This window comes from Ensifer sp. M14, from assembly GCF_003355565.1.
Taxonomy (GTDB): domain Bacteria; phylum Pseudomonadota; class Alphaproteobacteria; order Rhizobiales; family Rhizobiaceae; genus Ensifer.
Map to the genome: position 1 here is coordinate 56,592 of NZ_QJNR01000018.1, position 16,146 is coordinate 72,737.

The 16,146-nt window shown below is 62.8% G+C and carries 15 protein-coding genes; 2 read left to right on the forward strand and 13 right to left on the reverse strand.

Going from position 1 to position 16,146, the window contains the following annotated elements; genetic code table 11:
* Positions 1–310: 310 nt before the first annotated feature.
* Positions 311–568, forward strand: coding sequence for a nodulation protein (locus tag BLJAPNOD_RS32745; RefSeq protein WP_147294630.1), 258 nt, complete (start codon positions 311–313; stop codon positions 566–568).
* A gap of 411 nt (positions 569–979) precedes the next feature.
* The gene (locus BLJAPNOD_RS32750; RefSeq protein ID WP_077502390.1) at positions 980–1,354 is read left to right on the forward strand and encodes a VOC family protein; all 375 of its coding nucleotides are present in this window, start codon (positions 980–982) and stop codon (positions 1,352–1,354) included.
* 197 nt (positions 1,355–1,551) lie between these two features.
* Here BLJAPNOD_RS32750 and BLJAPNOD_RS32755 read toward each other — a convergent pair whose 3' ends face one another.
* The 13 genes from BLJAPNOD_RS32755 to BLJAPNOD_RS32815 form a co-directional block, all read right to left on the reverse strand.
* Positions 1,552–2,373 (reverse strand): dipeptide/oligopeptide/nickel ABC transporter ATP-binding protein, encoded by an 822-nt coding sequence (locus BLJAPNOD_RS32755; RefSeq protein ID WP_199566091.1) that lies wholly within the window; start codon positions 2,371–2,373, stop codon positions 1,552–1,554.
* The gene (locus BLJAPNOD_RS32760; RefSeq protein ID WP_158556210.1) at positions 2,336–3,289 is read right to left on the reverse strand and encodes an ABC transporter ATP-binding protein; all 954 of its coding nucleotides are present in this window, start codon (positions 3,287–3,289) and stop codon (positions 2,336–2,338) included. The genes BLJAPNOD_RS32755 and BLJAPNOD_RS32760 overlap by 38 nt, the downstream gene beginning before the upstream one ends.
* Positions 3,276–4,115 (reverse strand): ABC transporter permease, encoded by an 840-nt coding sequence (locus tag BLJAPNOD_RS32765; protein WP_115422902.1) that lies wholly within the window; start codon positions 4,113–4,115, stop codon positions 3,276–3,278. The genes BLJAPNOD_RS32760 and BLJAPNOD_RS32765 overlap by 14 nt, the downstream gene beginning before the upstream one ends.
* Entirely contained in the window at positions 4,115–5,134 is a 1,020-nt protein-coding gene (locus BLJAPNOD_RS32770; protein WP_115422903.1) for an ABC transporter permease, read from the reverse strand. Before BLJAPNOD_RS32770 ends, BLJAPNOD_RS32765 begins: the two co-directional genes overlap by 1 nt.
* An 18-nt stretch (positions 5,135–5,152) precedes the next feature.
* Positions 5,153–6,730: an ABC transporter substrate-binding protein gene (locus BLJAPNOD_RS32775; protein WP_115422904.1), complete on the reverse strand. Its 1,578-nt coding sequence runs from the start codon at positions 6,728–6,730 to the stop codon at positions 5,153–5,155.
* On the reverse strand, positions 6,730–7,893 hold the full coding sequence (locus tag BLJAPNOD_RS32780; protein WP_115422905.1) for a DUF917 domain-containing protein: 1,164 nt from the start codon (positions 7,891–7,893) through the stop codon (positions 6,730–6,732). The genes BLJAPNOD_RS32775 and BLJAPNOD_RS32780 overlap by 1 nt, the downstream gene beginning before the upstream one ends.
* Positions 7,890–9,437 carry a hydantoinase/oxoprolinase family protein gene (locus tag BLJAPNOD_RS32785; protein WP_199566092.1) on the reverse strand — a complete coding sequence of 516 codons (1,548 nt, stop codon included), beginning with the start codon at positions 9,435–9,437 and terminating at the stop codon, positions 7,890–7,892. Before BLJAPNOD_RS32785 ends, BLJAPNOD_RS32780 begins: the two co-directional genes overlap by 4 nt.
* Positions 9,434–9,955: an Lrp/AsnC ligand binding domain-containing protein gene (locus BLJAPNOD_RS32790; RefSeq protein ID WP_158556211.1), complete on the reverse strand. Its 522-nt coding sequence runs from the start codon at positions 9,953–9,955 to the stop codon at positions 9,434–9,436. Before BLJAPNOD_RS32790 ends, BLJAPNOD_RS32785 begins: the two co-directional genes overlap by 4 nt.
* A gap of 630 nt (positions 9,956–10,585) precedes the next feature.
* Positions 10,586–11,422 (reverse strand): alpha/beta hydrolase, encoded by an 837-nt coding sequence (locus BLJAPNOD_RS32795; RefSeq protein ID WP_077502399.1) that lies wholly within the window; start codon positions 11,420–11,422, stop codon positions 10,586–10,588.
* A 164-nt stretch (positions 11,423–11,586) separates the two neighbouring features.
* A complete protein-coding gene (locus BLJAPNOD_RS32800; RefSeq protein ID WP_115422907.1) occupies positions 11,587–13,191 on the reverse strand; it encodes an MFS transporter in 1,605 nt (534 codons plus the stop codon).
* Positions 13,188–13,631 (reverse strand): DoxX family protein, encoded by a 444-nt coding sequence (locus tag BLJAPNOD_RS32805; protein WP_077502401.1) that lies wholly within the window; start codon positions 13,629–13,631, stop codon positions 13,188–13,190. The genes BLJAPNOD_RS32800 and BLJAPNOD_RS32805 overlap by 4 nt, the downstream gene beginning before the upstream one ends.
* Before the next feature lie 245 nt (positions 13,632–13,876).
* Entirely contained in the window at positions 13,877–15,859 is a 1,983-nt protein-coding gene (locus BLJAPNOD_RS32810; RefSeq protein WP_115422908.1) for an amidohydrolase, read from the reverse strand.
* A complete protein-coding gene (locus BLJAPNOD_RS32815; protein ID WP_115422909.1) occupies positions 15,859–16,140 on the reverse strand; it encodes a XapX domain-containing protein in 282 nt (93 codons plus the stop codon). Before BLJAPNOD_RS32815 ends, BLJAPNOD_RS32810 begins: the two co-directional genes overlap by 1 nt.
* Positions 16,141–16,146: the final 6 nt, after the last annotated feature.

A 16,146-nucleotide genomic window follows, 5' to 3' on the forward strand; every position in this document is an offset into this window, starting at 1 on the left:
AGGAACACCAATCGGCATTGCGGCAGGTCCCTTGAAGGGGGCACAAAGAAGCGTCTTCCCGCAACCGCAAGATCTTCCGCCGCGAGGATGACGCGACGGTTTGTGATGCAAGCGCCAAGCGTGCCGCGGAACCATATGAGCAGTTCGGACCAGTGCGATCGCAACTCGATACATGAGCCAGCGTGCGCCGCGATGAGATTATTCACCCGAGCATGGGTGCCGACCCCGATTGACTCCCGCAAGCAGCCTAGTTGCCACTTTCAACCTGGTGCGAGACAATCTCCTTAGCCGACAGACTGAGGAGCGGATGATGGACTTCGAGAAGGTCGGGCGAAGCCGAATGATGATGCGGCTGCCACGGCATCGGAAGCAAATTTCCGACGCAAATTTCCTTGCGATCAACGCTTTGCTGGGAGCTTACGGTCAAGCTGCCGTCAAGCGCGATGAGTTGCGCGAGCAACGGACGCCGGACCCCACGATCATGGCGGAATATGAAGATCTCTGTCAGAAACTGGAGGACGATATTATCAGGATACTGGCGAGCGTAAGCCCGCGAATGGTTCGCTGATAGGCGGAGCCTTAGCCCAGATTTCTCGGCCGCCGCGGCCGTTCATACTCCACGCGACCCCGATCAGGACGTCGACGCCCACCTTCCTGATCTCGAAATTGTGCTCGGGCAGGTCCAGTATCTATTCCGGCACAAAGCCTTCGCCAAGACAGGTTGCGACCAGCGAGAAGGTATCGTCGCAGGGTAAGGCGACGCCCTTCGAAAGATCGTGCTCCTCGAACGACGCTACCACCCCGGCCTCCCGCCCTCTGTGCCTTGCCATCGATGGCTGAGGCATGCCATTAAAGCCTGCGAGGCGAAGCGGCCGCGATGAACCTCTTTGCAGCACAAGCAGACATTGCAAGGTGCGCAACGGGTGGCCTGTTGCGGTTGCCTCCCCGTCAGGCACTTCCACACACTTCAGGAGAACTCATGTTCGACCACGTCAAATTCGGCGTTAGCGACTATGCCGCGAGCAAAGCGTTCTTCCTCAAGGCACTCGAACCGCTCGGCGTAGCTGTTGTCGCCGAGGGGCCGCCAACGTACGGTGTCGAGCTTAGCCCAAAAGGTAAGGCTTCGTTGTGCCTGTACCAAACCGCGGAACAGCCGGCGCATCTTCACCTGGCGTTCACGGCCGACAATCGTCAGCAAGTCGAAGCTTTCTATCGCGCGGCTCTGGAGGCGGGGGCCAAAGACAACGGTGCGCCCGGTCTGCGCCCGCACTACCATGCAAACTACTATGCAGCTTTCGTCATTGGTCCGGACGGTCACAACATCGAAGTGGTCTGCCACGAACCCGAGGCCTAACCCTTCCATCGAGGGGACGTCCACAAACGGGCTTTGGCCACTTGCGGCGCCCTTGCCTGGGATTCGACTTGAGCCGCCTACGCTGCCGGTCGGCGATACCGGATCGACTTTGCCTTTTGCAAGGCGTTCACTGTACCTTCGACGTTGAGGAGGGCAGCATTCTCAATAGAATCAACCTCGTCGATCTTCATCGCCCCCTATTCGCGGCGATGCAGACTTCCTCCATATCCCATCAGCTGGCGTGTGTACTCTTCGGCGGGTGCAAACGATATCTGTTCGGTTGAGCCGGCTTCGACAACTCGACCGCTGCGCATAACGACGAGCGTATCGGAAACATGCCGGACGACCTTGAGATTGTGCGTGACGAACAACATCGACAGCCCCAGCTCCCGCTTAAGATCAGCCAGAAGGTTGAGGATCTGGGCCTGAACGGAAATATCGAGTGCCGAAGTGGGCTCGTCGAGAATGAGCAGCTTGGGCTCAAGGATCAACGCTCGCGCGATGGCGACGCGCTGTGCCTGCCCGCCCGAAAGCTCCCGCGCCCGGCGGGTGAGAAAAGTGCCCGGCAGCCCACAACGCTCGAGCATCTCGCCAGCACGCTCACGCAGCTCCTGGGCAGGGATGCGGCCTTGTGCCGTCATGGGTTCTGCCAGAATTTCCGCGATGGTCAGCCGGGGACTGAGGGAGAGGAAGGGGTTTTGCGCAACGACGCCGATCGCGCGGCGTCGGGCGCGCAGGACCTGTTCCGGCAAACCCAACCAGTCGTCGCCGTCGAGACGGATGGTGCCGCTTTCGACTGGAACAAGCCGCAGGATCGCGCGCAACAGACTGCTCTTGCCCGAGCCCGATTCACCGACGAGGCCGAGCGTGCTGCCGGTCGCCAGTTTCAGGCTGATCGAGTTCACCGCCGGAGGCGGTGGCGCGGAGAAAAGACCCGTCCGACGGTAACGAACCACGAGATCGCGGATCTGCAGCAACGGCTCATCCATGGTGCGGCTCCAGGTGACATGTCCAGCCATGGTTCCGATCATCCCGCTCTGGCGGCTTGGCCTCGCGACAGACCGCCAAGGCGCTCGCACAACGCGACGCGAAAGGACAGCCCTCGATCACGGCAAAGGGCGATGGAATGTGGCCTTCGATCGACGCCAGCCTCTCGCCCCTGGGCACAGCATCAGGCAGAGCGGCGAGCAGCGCCTGTGTGTAAGGGTGGCGTGGCGCGGCCAGGAGTTCCTCGGTACGCCCCGCCTCCACCGTGTGGCCGGCATAAAGCACGGTCGCGCTGTCGCAGCATTCGGCCACCACGTCCATGTCGTGCGTGATCATCAGCACCGTCAGGGCACGCTCTTGGACAAGGCGTTTCAGCAATGCCAGCACCTGTGCGCCGACCGTCACGTCGAGCGCCGTCGTCGGCTCGTCGGCAATGATGAAGTCGGCGCCGGTTGCGAGTGCCTGTGCGATGACCACGCGCTGTTGCATGCCGCCCGAAAGCTGATGAGGGTAGCTCTTCAGCACCCGGCGTGGATCCGCAAGACCGGTTGCAGCCAGCAGTTCCTCGGCGGCGGCGCGCCGCTGGAAGCGCGGCAGGCCGCTATGACTTTTGAGCACGTCGTCCATTTGCCGGCCGATCCGCAGCACCGGATTGAGGGCTGCAGCCGGGTCCTGCGATATCATGGCAATGCGCCGGCCGCGCAAGCTTTTTGCCACGTCGAGAAGGTTCAGGCCGTCGAAGCGAAAGGCATCAGCCGAGACACGCGCGCTTTGCGGCAACAGGCCGAGCAGCGCCATGCCGGAAATGGTCTTGCCGCAGCCCGATTCCCCGATCAGACCATGGATCGTTCCGCGTTCGATCGACAGGTCGACGTGACGAACGGCATGGATGGGGTTGTGGAGGCTGCCGAAGCGGATGGACAGCCCCTTGATTTCAACGAGCGACATCGCCCTGCCCTCCATCGTCGCCGCGCAACGCATCTCCCAACACCGAAAAGGCCAGCGCCAGCACAAAAATGGTGACGCCCGGGGCGGCGGCATACCACCAGCGCAGCGGAAAGAAGGCGCGACCGGCATTGACCATCTGTCCCCAGTCGGCCGTCGGCGGCAGGATGCCAAGGCCCAAGAACGACAATGCCGATGCCGTCAGCAGCGCCGGGCCGAAATCGAGCGCAGCCTGGACGGCGAGTGGCCGGCTGGTGCTCGGCAGGATGTGCCTGAGGATGATGGTGCCGTGCGAGACCCCCATAACCCTTGCCGCTTCGACGTAGGGCTGGCCGCGCAGGACAAGGACCTCGGCGCGCGCCAGCCGCGCATACCACGGCCACCAGGTGACGGCGACGGCCACGGTGGCGTTGACCATGCCCGACCCCATTGCCGCCGCCATCAACACCGCCAACAGAAGCGCCGGGAACGCAAGGAAGACATCGGTGACGCGCATCAGCGCATCGTCGACCCATCCACCGAAATAGCCCGCCACCAACCCAACCGGCAGTCCGATCACGAGCGAAAGGGCGACGATCAACAGGCCCGTGGTTAAGGAAACTCGCGCGCCGTAGATAACGCGGCTGACCATGTCGCGGCCGAGATGATCGGTCCCCAGCCAATACTCCGCTGACGGCGGAGCAAGCTTGTCGGCGATGTTGGGAGCACCCAACCCTTGCGCCGGGAAAGGCGCAACCACAGGCGCGAAGATCGCCAGCAGCGCAACGAAGATGATGACCAAGAGGCTGATGGAGCCGGCCCAGCCGAGCCGCTTGAGCATATCGTGCATCACAGGGTCACCCTCGGATCAAAGATCGCCTGCGCAAGGTCGATCAGGAGGTTCATCGCGACATAGCAGAGCGTCACCACCAGCGTCGTCGCTGCAATCACCGGAAAGTCCTTGGACAGGATCGCCTCGGAGACGTAGCGGCCGAGACCAGGCCAGGCGAAAATGATCTCGACCAGCACGGCGCCGGTCAGCGCATAGGCAAAGCTCAGCCCGACCACCGTGAGCGCGGGGCCGATGGCATTCGGCAGTGCATGTCCGAAGAGGATGCGCGAGCCCGAAAGGCCGAGCGCGCGGGCGGCAACGATGTGCCGACGCTGGAGGATCTCGATCATGGCCGATCGCGTGAGCCGCATGGCGACACCCGCGGGATAGCTGGCGAGTGTCAGAGCCGGCAAGACCAGATGCGAGAGGGTATCGAAGAAGGCAGCAGGACGCCCGGCCAGGAGCGAATCCACCAGATTGAAACCAGTGACGGAGGGCAAGGGCGCAAGCACCGCGAATTCCTTGGAGAGCCTGCCCGAAAGCGGCAGGCTGCCGAGCCACTGGGCAAAAAAAGCCTGCAGCAGCATGGCGAGGAAAAAGGTCGGCATCGCCACGGCGGCAATCGAGCCCAGGCCGCCCAACCGATCGAGCAGCCCACCCCGCCCGGCTGCGGTCAGCACCCCGGCAGGCACGCCGATCAGTAATGCCAGCACGGTGGAAAAGACCGCGAGTTCCAGCGTCGCTGGCAGAAAGACAGACAGGTCGTCGGCGATCAAACGCCGCGTCTTGTAGGAAACGCCGAATTCTCCAGTCGCCATTCTGGCAGCGAAGGAGAAGAAGCGTTCATGCAGCGGCGCATCGAGCGCCAGAACCTTGCGCGCTGCCTCGATCTGTTCAGCCGTCGGACGAGGCCCGGCATAAAGTGCGGCCGGATCGGATGGCACCACCTGTGCCACCACGAAGACCAGCAGCGTGACGCCCAGCACGACAAAGACCGAAAGAACCAGGCGTCGTAACAAATAGCGCATCAGGTGCATGACGCTTCGCTCCCTGCCCTAGCGGCTCAGTTCGTGGACGAAGGTCACATGGCCATAGGCGGGGTTGTCGGCGTAGTTCTTGATATCGGCGCGGATAATGTGGACGTTTGGCTTGTCGACGACAAACACCGCCGCCGCCTCGTCGATCAGGATGCGCTGCGCCTTCTTGAACGACACCTCCGCAGCATGCCTGTCGGTTGCCGACAGCGTGTTCGCCTCGTCAATCAGCTTGTCGAAATCCGGATTGGCGTAATAGCCGAGGTTGAAATTCGGCGCGGTTTCGGAATGGAAGAGATTGAACAGGTAATCGTAAGGCGTAACGAAGGTCGGCCACCAGTACATCAGGAAGATATCCTGACCTGCGGCGGGATCGGCCTTGGCCAGTTGCCACTGCGCCTCCCAGGCCATCGGCTGCAGTGTCAGCGTAATGCCCAACTGCTCGAGGTTGGCTTTCCAGAGTTCGCCGGCCAGCGCCTCAAGCGCGTCGCCCGTCGCGTAGGTGAGCGTCAGTTCCAGCCCGCCTTCGGCAATGCCCGCCTCGGCCAGCAGCGCCCGTGCCTTGTCGAGGTCCGTTGCAGGGATCGGGGCCTCCGCATCGTGTCCCCAGATGCCTGGCGGAATGATACCCCTGGCGCGCGCACCAAGGCCGGCCGTTCCGGCAGAGATGACATCGTCATAGGGAAAGGCGATCGAGAGTGCCTGGCGTACCTTGGCGTTGTCGAGCGGCGCACGGCGCGTGTTGTACATGCCGACAAGCGTTTCGAAGGACGGGTTTGATACAACCTTCAGTTCCGGATGTTCTTTCAGGCTTTCGAGATTGTCGTAGGGGATGCCGAAGGTCCAGTCGGCCTCGCCGCTTTCGAGCTTGCTCTGCGCCAGCACCACGTCTTCGATGATCTCGAAGACCACCTTGTCGAAGGCACCCTCGGACCAACCGCCCCAATAGCTCTCGCTCCGGGTGAGGATCGCGCGCTGGCCGGGCTCGTAGGATTCGATCCTGTAGGGGCCGGTGCCGGCGCTGTTACCGGCATTGAACCAGGCATTGTCCTTGTCGGTTGAGGCGGGGCTGTAGATCCACGCGGCAAATCCGGCAGCCGCGGTTATGTCCATCGGCTGCGCCGTCTTGAGGCGCATGATCACGGTGGCTGCATCCGGCGTCTCGATCGTCTCGACGGGCGCCCAGATGAAGGAAGCGCCGCCGCCGATCTTCTTGGTCCGTTCGATCGAGGCTTTTACCGCCTGAGACGTCAGATCCGCACCGTCGTGAAACTTGACGCCTGGACGCAGGCGGAAGGTCCATGTCAGGCCATCCGGCGAGGCCTGCCAGCTTTCGGCCAGCAACGGCTCCACCTTGGCCTCAGCACCGTCGCGCGCCGGAATGTAGCGCGTCAGCGTCTCATAGGTGTTGGCAAGCACAGCACCGTCGTTTGAAAACGAGGTGGCAGGATCGAGATCGGGAAACCCCGCGGGATAGGCGAGCGTGAAGATGGACGTGCCGTCGGCGGCGATCGCCGGGCGTCCGCGCAAGACGGGCATTCCGGCACCCAGGGCAAGGGCAGCAAAACCGGCAGTTTTCAGCAGATCGCGACGCTTCATCACAGTGCTCCCACAGGAGCCGAAAGGATTTCGCGCTCCATCTGTTTGTCGTTGACATAGGCATGCACGGGCTCAGCCGCGTTCGGCTCACCCAACGGCTCGAAATCGAACCCGTAGCCGAAGGCGCGTGGCCCAACGGATGCAAGCGCCCGCTCGGTCCGCAACAGGGCCGGCGACGGGATCGCGATGACGCTGACCCGCAAGCCGTAACGCTGCTCCTCCGTGGCGATCGGCCGCCCCGTTTCGCTGTCGACCATACAGATCAGGTCGGGGACCATTGCCAAGGTGCGGCCGTCTTCGCGCGCAACCAGATATTCGTTCTGGATATCGACTTCGACCGAGCGGCCCGAGAACGCGCCGAGCCCGGCGATCGTCATCCGCCCGCGTACGAAGCCCCCCTCGATCTTGCGACCGATATCGATGACCTTGCCCTGCAGCAGCAGCGTTCCGCCCTCCAGCTTCAGCACCGCAGCCACCGGATCCGTCTTGGCGGCACGTGCGGCAAGCACAGCGTCACCAAGCCGCCAGGCCTGGCTTACCGTGTGGGGAACGCCGAACCGGCGCACGAAATCGCCGCTCATCGGCGCCGTGCACATATGCGCCGTGCACCCCATCGCAATCGTTCCGGCGCGCATCAGCTTTTCCAGCATTTCCGGGCTGGTCGCCTGCGTGACGACAAGCACATTTCCGGACGCATCGGCCAGCGCAGAAGGTGCGGAGGGATGACCGTTGATGAAGAACGTGGTCATCTGCACTTCGGGAAAGGCGCGCCCCATGCCATCGGCATCGACGACCGGAATATCGAGTTTTGCCGCTGTCATCATCGGCGAGATGCCATTGGCGCCGCCGATCTCATCGGCGATGACGGCGTCGATCCGGCGTCCGATCAAGGCTTCGACCGAGCGCAGCACCCGCATGCCTTCGTCGCCCTCGTCCATCTTTTCGATGCCGACGGTCGGCGCACCGATACCGCCGAGCGCCAGGACCATGGAATCCGGCGCCAGATCGACGGGGCGGATCACCCTGATCCGGCGTCCCTGCCGAAGCTGTTCCTTGGCCATCAGCGCGCCGAGATAGGGGCTGCCGCCGCCGCCTGTTCCGAGGATGCCGGCGCCAAGCGCGATCCGGTCGATATCGGTTTCCTGCAAGTTCCAGAACTTCATGGGTTGAGATCCCCCACCACCTTGGCCGCGATCCGCATGGCATTGCCGGGCAGATAGGAGAGCGGCGTTTCGTCGATTTCGGCGAGCGTCACTGTGTGTTCGGCCGCCCCCGCCTCGACCGCGCGTCGGCGCGCCTCGGCGATAACGCCATCGAGCGCCGCCTGTCGCGACTGGCCGTCGAGCGATACGATGTTGTCGACTTCCCCGGAGACCTGGGCGATCGCGGCACCGATGGCGTTGGCCGAACCGAAGTGGTCAGGCCGCAGCGAGACGCTCGTTCCCTCCAGGAGGCCGTCGATCAGCACCGAGCCGCCGCCGACAAGGATTGCCGGGATCGGCTCCGGCCCCGGCTTCATCTGATCGACCACGGCCTCGACATCGCTTTTCATCTTGGCGAGCGCAGCGGTCACCATCGCATCGTCGAGATGCTTCAGCCGCGTCCTGTCGCCGAGGTCGACAAGGCCAGCGGAAACGGCAATATCGGTCGCCGTCAATGTATCGCCGCCGTAACAGAGCGCCTTTTCCGGCAGGCGGAAGCCTACAGATTCCGGCCCGATACGGACCCCGTCGCGAACGATGCTGCCGCCGCCAAGGCCGAACGAAAACACGTCTGGCACCCGGAAATTCGTGGGCACGCCGGCAATCGAAGCGCCTTCGCCGCGGCTGCGCGGGAACCCGCCGATCAGCATGCCGATGTCTGTCGTCGTGCCGCCGATGTCGATGACGACCGCGTCCTTCAAACCGGTGAGAAAGGCCGCACCGCGCATGGAATTGGTCGGCCCGGACGCAATGGTGAAGACCGGAAAGCGTTCGGCATAGTCTGCCGACATCAACGTCCCATCGTTCTGGGTCAGGTAAAGCGGGCAGGAGAGGCCGAGTTCGCCAAAGGCGCTGCGGAATGCCGCAATGGTCTCGTGCCCGATGCGGTGGAGGCTGGCATTGAGGATGGTCGCGCTCTCGCGCTGCAAGAGTCCGGTTCGGCCAATGCGATGCGACAGGCTGATCGATGCCCCCGGAAGTTCCTCCGCAACGATCGCGGCCGCCTGCTGCTCCATGCGGGGATCGACCAGTGCAAACACAGAGCAAATGGCAATTGCGCTGATGCCGCGGTTTCGCCAGTCGCCGCAGGCCTGCCGGATCGCATCCGCGTCGAGCGACGCGATCGCTGAGCCGTCATAGTTTACACCGCCCCCGACAAGTGCTGCGCCGCCGTCGACGACGCGCTTGAGATCTTCAGGCCAGTCGATCATTGGCGGCAGCGCTCGCGTCGAAGATCCACAGAGCCTCAGCACGCCGGTGCGCTGCAGGCGGCGGCGCTCGACCAGGGCGTTGAGAAAATGCGTCGTACCGATCATCACGGCACCAACCTTATCGCCGTCGATGCCGGCGGCATTAAGCACCGAGCGGATCGCGCCCGAGACGCCATCCGTGACGTTCTCGGTCGTTGCCGTCTTGATTGTCGCGAGAACGTCGTTACCTCGCAGCAACGCCGCGTCTGTGTTCGTTCCGCCGACGTCTACGCCGATACGCAACCGCTCGATCATTTCGTCCTCCTGGCGCGGCGCGCCCCGCCATTCGGCTGCGGCTCACGCTGGCTGAGTGCCGTCGTGCGGGTGCCGTAGATCTTGTACATCCGCAGGATCATGTTGGTGACGACCCGGTGCACACCTGGGATCTTGCCGACGGTCCCCTCGGTGAATTCGAAGAGTTCGGCGTTGGTGTCGAAAAAGACCGATGCGGCCAGTGTGTAACGCCCGGTGATCGCCGCGAGATATCCGACTTCATCATATTCGCCGAGTTCGGCGGCAACCTCATCGGCCTTGCCGGGCTCGACCTCGATCAACAATTCCGCCTGGACGTCGCGGCCGATGGCTGTCGGGTCGGGGATGGCACCGATAACGATGTGCCGATTCTGCAGGAGCGCGGCGATGCGGTTACGTACCGTGCGCTCGGAAACATTGCCGATACGTCCGGCAATTTCCGAAGCGGAAAGGCGCCCATCCTCTGTCAACATGGAAATGACCGTTCGGTCGAGCTCGTCCAGATCGTCTCGGTTCGTCACGAGATGCTCCTCAGGTTTATCTGATGGATATCTTATTTGCCGAACCGGAATTGAGTCAACAAAATTATTCCGAATCGGAAGAATTCTCGCCCCTGATGCCGTTTCGGAAGCCCTGTGGTCGCCATGGCGGCAGCCGCTCCCTTCCCGAGCAGGTCGGGGACGACGAAATATAGATAAAGGGACAGGTGGCTCTTCCTTGAGGGGATATGCGAAGAGCGTATCGGCAGCGGCGAGAGCTGCTTCCTGTCGAGTGGTGCTCGTACGGGCACCGCCACCCATGTCTCTGAGATCCAAATAGAGGTGTGCGCAGCATTGCTTGTGCACGCGGACAACTTTGCTCAACTCGGACAATGCCGCTGGCGTGGTTTCGCGCGATCTGCTGCGCGGTCCGCTACACGCGTCACGCTAAGCGGTTCAGCATAGCGGCGGCATCTGTCGGGAACCGGGGGCTCCGACTTCCAGAAAGCCGCTCCGCGTGATTGAGGGCGATCACCGGCCCCGTCCGGCGTCCATCGTGGCGGGTGATCGCGCGATATCGATGATATCGTCGCAGTTGCGGCCGGCACGTCGCGAACGCTGTTTCGGGCCAAGGGATGCGGCGACGGGCGCCGCATCCGTTCTCATGCGATGTCAGGCCTGGATGAAGGTGAGCAGGTCGCTATTGAGGACATCGGCATTGATCGTCAGCATTCCGTGGCCGAAGCCTGGGTAGGTTTTCAGCGTACCGTTTTTCAGCAGCTTGATCGATTTGAGCGCAGCATCGGCGATCGGTACGATCTGGTCGTCGTCACCATGCAGGACCAGCGTCGGCACGCCGATTGCCTTCAGGTCCTCCGTCTGATCGGTTTCCGAAAAAGCCTTGATGCCCTCGTAATGGGCTTTCGCGCTACCCATCATGCCCTGCCGCCACCAATTCTGGATCACGCCTTCCTGCGCGGTCGCACCGTCGCGGTTGAAGCCGTAGAACGGACCGGCGGGCACGTCGCGGAAGAACTGCGCCCTGTTGGCAGCGAGCGCGGCGCGAAAGCCGTCGAAGACCTCGTTCGGCAGCCCTTCAGGGTTCGCTGCAGTCTTCAGCATCAGCGGCGGCACGGCGGAAACCAGCACTGCCTTGGCAACACGGCCCGACGGCTCACCGTGTTTGGCAACATAGCGGGCGACCTCGCCGCCGCCGGTCGAGTGGCCGATATGGACGACATTCTTCAGATCGAGTGCTTCGACGACGGCAAAGGCATCCGCAGCGTAATGATCCATGTCATGTCCGTCGGAGACCTGCGTCGAGCGGCCGTGGCCGCGGCGGTCGTGCGCGACGACCCGGTATCCCTTGGACAGGAAGAACAACATCTGCCCGTCCCAATCGTCGGCGCTGAGCGGCCAACCGTGATGGAACATGATTGGCTGGGCGTCCTTCGGACCCCAATCCTTGTAGAAGATTTCGGTTCCGTCTGCGGTGGTAACAAAGCCCATGTTCATTTCTCCTTTGAGTGCTTGAAGAGAGGTTGGTTTCGCGGCGTTGTGAGTGTCTGTGCAGAGATATTGGACCGAGAAGAGAATGCCGACAATTGCAACAATGGCGTCGATTGAGTTGCAAGATTCGCAATGAAAGGGCGCACGAGAACGCCCCCCATTGATCACGCCGATACCTTACCCGGCCGATTGATCGTCAGGAAGTGCCGGACAACAGGCTTTTCCGTTCCTGAGTGATAGGCAAGCACCCTGCCCTGCAGATCGGCATCGGCCTGCGATACCCGCCTGTGCTGCCTCAGATGTTCCGCCCAGGACTCGACCATGAACCACTCGACCAGCTTTTCCGGATCCGCCGAATCCTCGGTCACGCCCCACCCGTACGCGCCATCGCGGCGGCGCTCCTGCGACAAGTCATCGAGTGCATGCAGGAATGCGGCGCGGTGGTGTTTCTCGACATGGTACTCGATCAGGATCAGCACCGGGCCGCGGTCATGGGGGACGGGCTCTGCGACGAGTGGCTCCGGCCAATGGTTCGACGGGACGAGATCGGCATCGCCAGCCGGCAATTTGATGCGATGCATGACCAGTCCGGCCACCAACAGTCCAGCCGCTCCGATCAGCAAGGTGCCGGAGACACCGGCAACCTCGCCGATGGCGCCCCAGCCGAGGCTTCCTGCCGTCATCGCGCCGTTGAAAACGGTGAGATAGACGGCGAGCCCGCGCCCGCGCACCCAGTTCGGAAGGATTGCCTGAGCAGCGCCGTTGAGCGTTGTCAGAGCGGAGATCCAGGCAGCTCCGAGGAAGAGCAGGATGACGACCGCCAGCCATTGCGGCGGGGCCAGCGACAGCGCCGCCATGACCAGTGCGGTCACCAGGGCGGACCCGAGCAGCAGGCCGTCTGCGCCGAAATGCTGGCGCAGCTTCGGCATGACGAGCGCGCCGGCGATCGCACCGGCACCGACCGAACCGAGCAGGATGCCGTAGAAGCTGGCGTCGCCGCCGAGCAACTGACGCGCAACCAGCGGCAGCAGCGCCCAAACCGCACTGGCGAAAGCAAAGAAGATTGCGGCCCGCAACAGCACGACATGCAACGGCCGGCTGGCGCGGGTGTAGCGCAACCCCGCCCGGAAGGCCCCGAAGAACCCTTCGGAAAGCGCATCATCCGCATTCTTGGCGCGCGGCCACCAGACCAGCGCCGCGATCACGAGGATGTAGCTCGCCACATCGGCGCCGTAGGTAACGGCGGCACCGAAGGCGGCCAGCAACAGGCCGCCTGCCGCCGGACCGATCGAGCGCGCGATATTGATGCCCAGGGAATTCAGAGCAACGGCGCTTTTGACATCTTCGCGCGGCACGAGTTCTGGAACGATCGCCTGCCATGTCGGCCCCATCAGTGCAGCCCCGATACCGCCCATGAACGTGAGGGCGATCAATGCGCTGACCGACAGCAGCCCCATATGCGAAAGCGTCATCAAGGTTATGCTGACGCAGGCAAGCAGAAGCTGGATGGCGATGAGAAACTTTCGCCGGTCGAGAATGTCGGAGAGGACGCCGGCGGGGATGGCCAGCAGGAAGATCGGCAGCGTACCGGCCGCCTGCACCATGGCGACGGCCGCCGGTGCTGCGGAGAGATCCGTCATCAGCCAGGAGCTGGCGACGTCGCGCATGAAGCTGCCGGTGTTGCCGAGAACAGTCGCTGCCCAGAGGACCGCGAAGACAGGTTGGCGCAGCGGAGCGAAGCTTCCGCCTGATGATTTCGAGGCGCTCATTTGCCGGCTCCCTTGGTGATGTCGATCGCTGCGACGAGAACGAAAGCGCCGGCGAGGCCCAGATGCTCGAAGAAGGCATTGGTCGCCATCATCCGCTCCATGCCCGGCGCGAGCTCCCAGAAGCGAAGGGCGATAAATGTCGCGAGAAGTGTGAAGACGGCGAGCGCCAGCGCTCCCAGCCAACGCCGATAGCCTGAGAGAACCATGACCGAGGCGGTGAGTTCGAATGCGATGACGGCAACAGCAAACAGCGCTGCCGGACGAAGACCGAAGTGCTCCATTTCTGCGATTGCGCCGGTGAAATCGAAGATTTTGGTGAGCGGTCCCTGAATATAGGCCGCGCACAAGGCGAGAAGCGCGACGGTCCGCGTGATGCGTGACGCGGCAAGCCTTTCAAGAGGCCCGCCAGGGCGAATGATGGGAAATGAACGATCGGTCATGTCTGCTCCTGCGATCTTCGCTGCTCGGCAGGAGCAGCGGTATGTTCGTCTGATGGAGGCTATGTTGCCGGGGATGGCTGCCCCGAACAATTGCACTAATCATTTCGATTTAATTGCGATTTCCGCAACAGTCACCAACGATGCAAGTGGGTCGAAGGCGATGTGCCAGACAGCGCCCGATAGGCAGGTGAGGACGGGCAGCAGCAATCCGCTGCCCGTTCATCGCTTGGTGACAGCACAGGGCCTCATACGGCCCAGCAGGAACAACCGAGTGCACCGAAGAACCCCTTGAGATCGGCGATCGGCAGTTTCGACGTCCAGGCTCCGGCATGGTCGTGGCCATGCACGCCGCAGTCGCTGGCACAGCCGCATGTCGAGATGGCCGTGCGGCGGAGCGAACGCTTGCCGGCCCCTTCAGGTTCACCCCAGGCGGCGTAGCCGCCGAAGGCCCTGACCGGCGACCAGTCCGGCATGGCCGGCGGCACGTCGTTTTCATCGAGCGCCTTGAAAGCACCGGCACCATAGACGATCTTGCCGCCGACCATCGTGAGTTCGGAGGTCAGGAAGGAAATCTCGTCCTCGGTGCAGGAGAAGAAATCCTTGTCCGGGACGACGAGATCGGCGAACTGGCCCTTCTCGATCCGGCCCTTCTTGCCCTCCTCGTTGGAAAACCAGGTGACCTTTTCCGTCCACATGCGCAATGCCGTCTCGCGGTCGAGGCAATTGGCACGGGGGTAAAGCTGCATGCCGCCGACGGTCTTGCCGGTCACCATCCAGGAAAGCGAGACCCAGGGGTTGTAGGAGGCGACGCGCGTCGCATCCGTGCCGGCCGAAACGTTGACGCCCTTCTCGAGCATGCGCTTGATCGGCGGTGTCGCTTCGGCAACGCCGTGACCATATCGCTCGACGAAATATTCGCCTTGGTAGGCCATGCGGTGCTGGGTGGCGATGCCGCCGCCGAGCGCAGCGATGCGGTCGATCGAGCGATCCGAGATGGTTTCGGCATGGTCGAAGAACCAGTTCAGCCCTTCGAGAGGGATGTCCTTGTTGACCTTTTCGAAGACATCGAGCGCACGGGTGATGGTTTCGTCATAGGTGGCGTGAAGGCGCCAGGGCCAGCGGTTCTCCGCCAGTATCCGAACGACGCCCTCCAATTCACCTTCCATTTCTGGTCCCATCTCCGGGCGGGGCTGGCGGAAGTCCTCGAAATCAGCGGCGGAGAAGACAAGCATCTCGCCTGCGCCGTTGTGACGAAAATAATCGTTGCCCTGCTTGTATTTGACCGACTGGGTCCAGTTGAGGAAATCCTGCTTTTCTTCCTTCGGCTTCTGGGTGAAGAGATTGTAGGCAAGGCGAACGGTCAGTTGGTTTTCGTCGGACAGCTTCTGGATGACGGCATAGTCGTCGGGATAATTCTGGAAACCGCCGCCGGCATCGATGACGCCGGTGATCCCCAGCCGGTTCAGCTCGCGCATGAAATGGCGGGTGGAGTTGACCTGGTAGTCGAAGGGCAGCTTCGGCCCCTTGGCAAGCGTCGAATAGAGTATGCCGGCGTTCGGCTTGGCGAGCAGCATGCCGGTCGGATTGCCGTTGGCGTCGCGGGTGATCTCGCCGCCCGGCGGGTTCGGCGTGTCCTTAGTATAGCCGACAGCGCGCAGCGCTGCGCCATTGAGCAAGGCACGATCGTAGAGGTGCAGGAGGAAGACCGGCGTATCCGGCGCAACTGCGTTGATCTCCTCGATGGTCGGCAGGCGCTTTTCGGCGAACTGGTGCTCGGTGAAGCCGCCGACGACGCGAACCCATTGCGGCGCCGGCGTGATCGCCACCTGTCTTTTCAGCATGTCCATGGCGTCGGCAAGGCTGCGAACGCCATCCCACCGCAGTTCCATGTTGTAGTTCAGCCCTCCCCGCACCACGTGGGTGTGGTTGTCGATCAACCCGGGAAGCACGCGCTTGCCTTTCAGATCGATAATTTTCGTCCCGGGTCCCGCCAGCGCCATGACCTCGGCATCGCTGCCGACCTTCATGAACAGGCCGTCCTTGATGGCGATCGCCGTGGCGTTCGGATTGGCGCGGTCGAGCGTGGTGATCAATCCGCTGTGAAGGATGATATCGGCATGCATGGGAGCGGCTCCGGTCTTGCTGGGGTCGGCGGCATTTGCCGGTGAAAACAGGCTGGGAAAGGCGAGGCTGGTCGCTGCACCCAGAAAGGTTCGGCGCGTCGTCATCAGCTTTTGTCCTCCTGCGAATGCTGGCTGGAAGTGGCGACGTTCACGCCGCCCTTCGGCAGATGGCCGAACATATGCGGCTTAACCTGATGAAGCCAGGACAGAGCGGTCGGCTCTCGCGCCCAGACGTTTCTTGCCAGCGGCACGAGCTGTTCGCCGACCAGAATGCCGAACAGTCCGATGAGCGCGACGACGGGCGGGGCGGGCGAGCGCACGTTCAAGAGGCTGTAGATCACGCCCACCAGCAGGCCGGCACCGAGCGACAGAAGATAGACTTTCATGGGGTA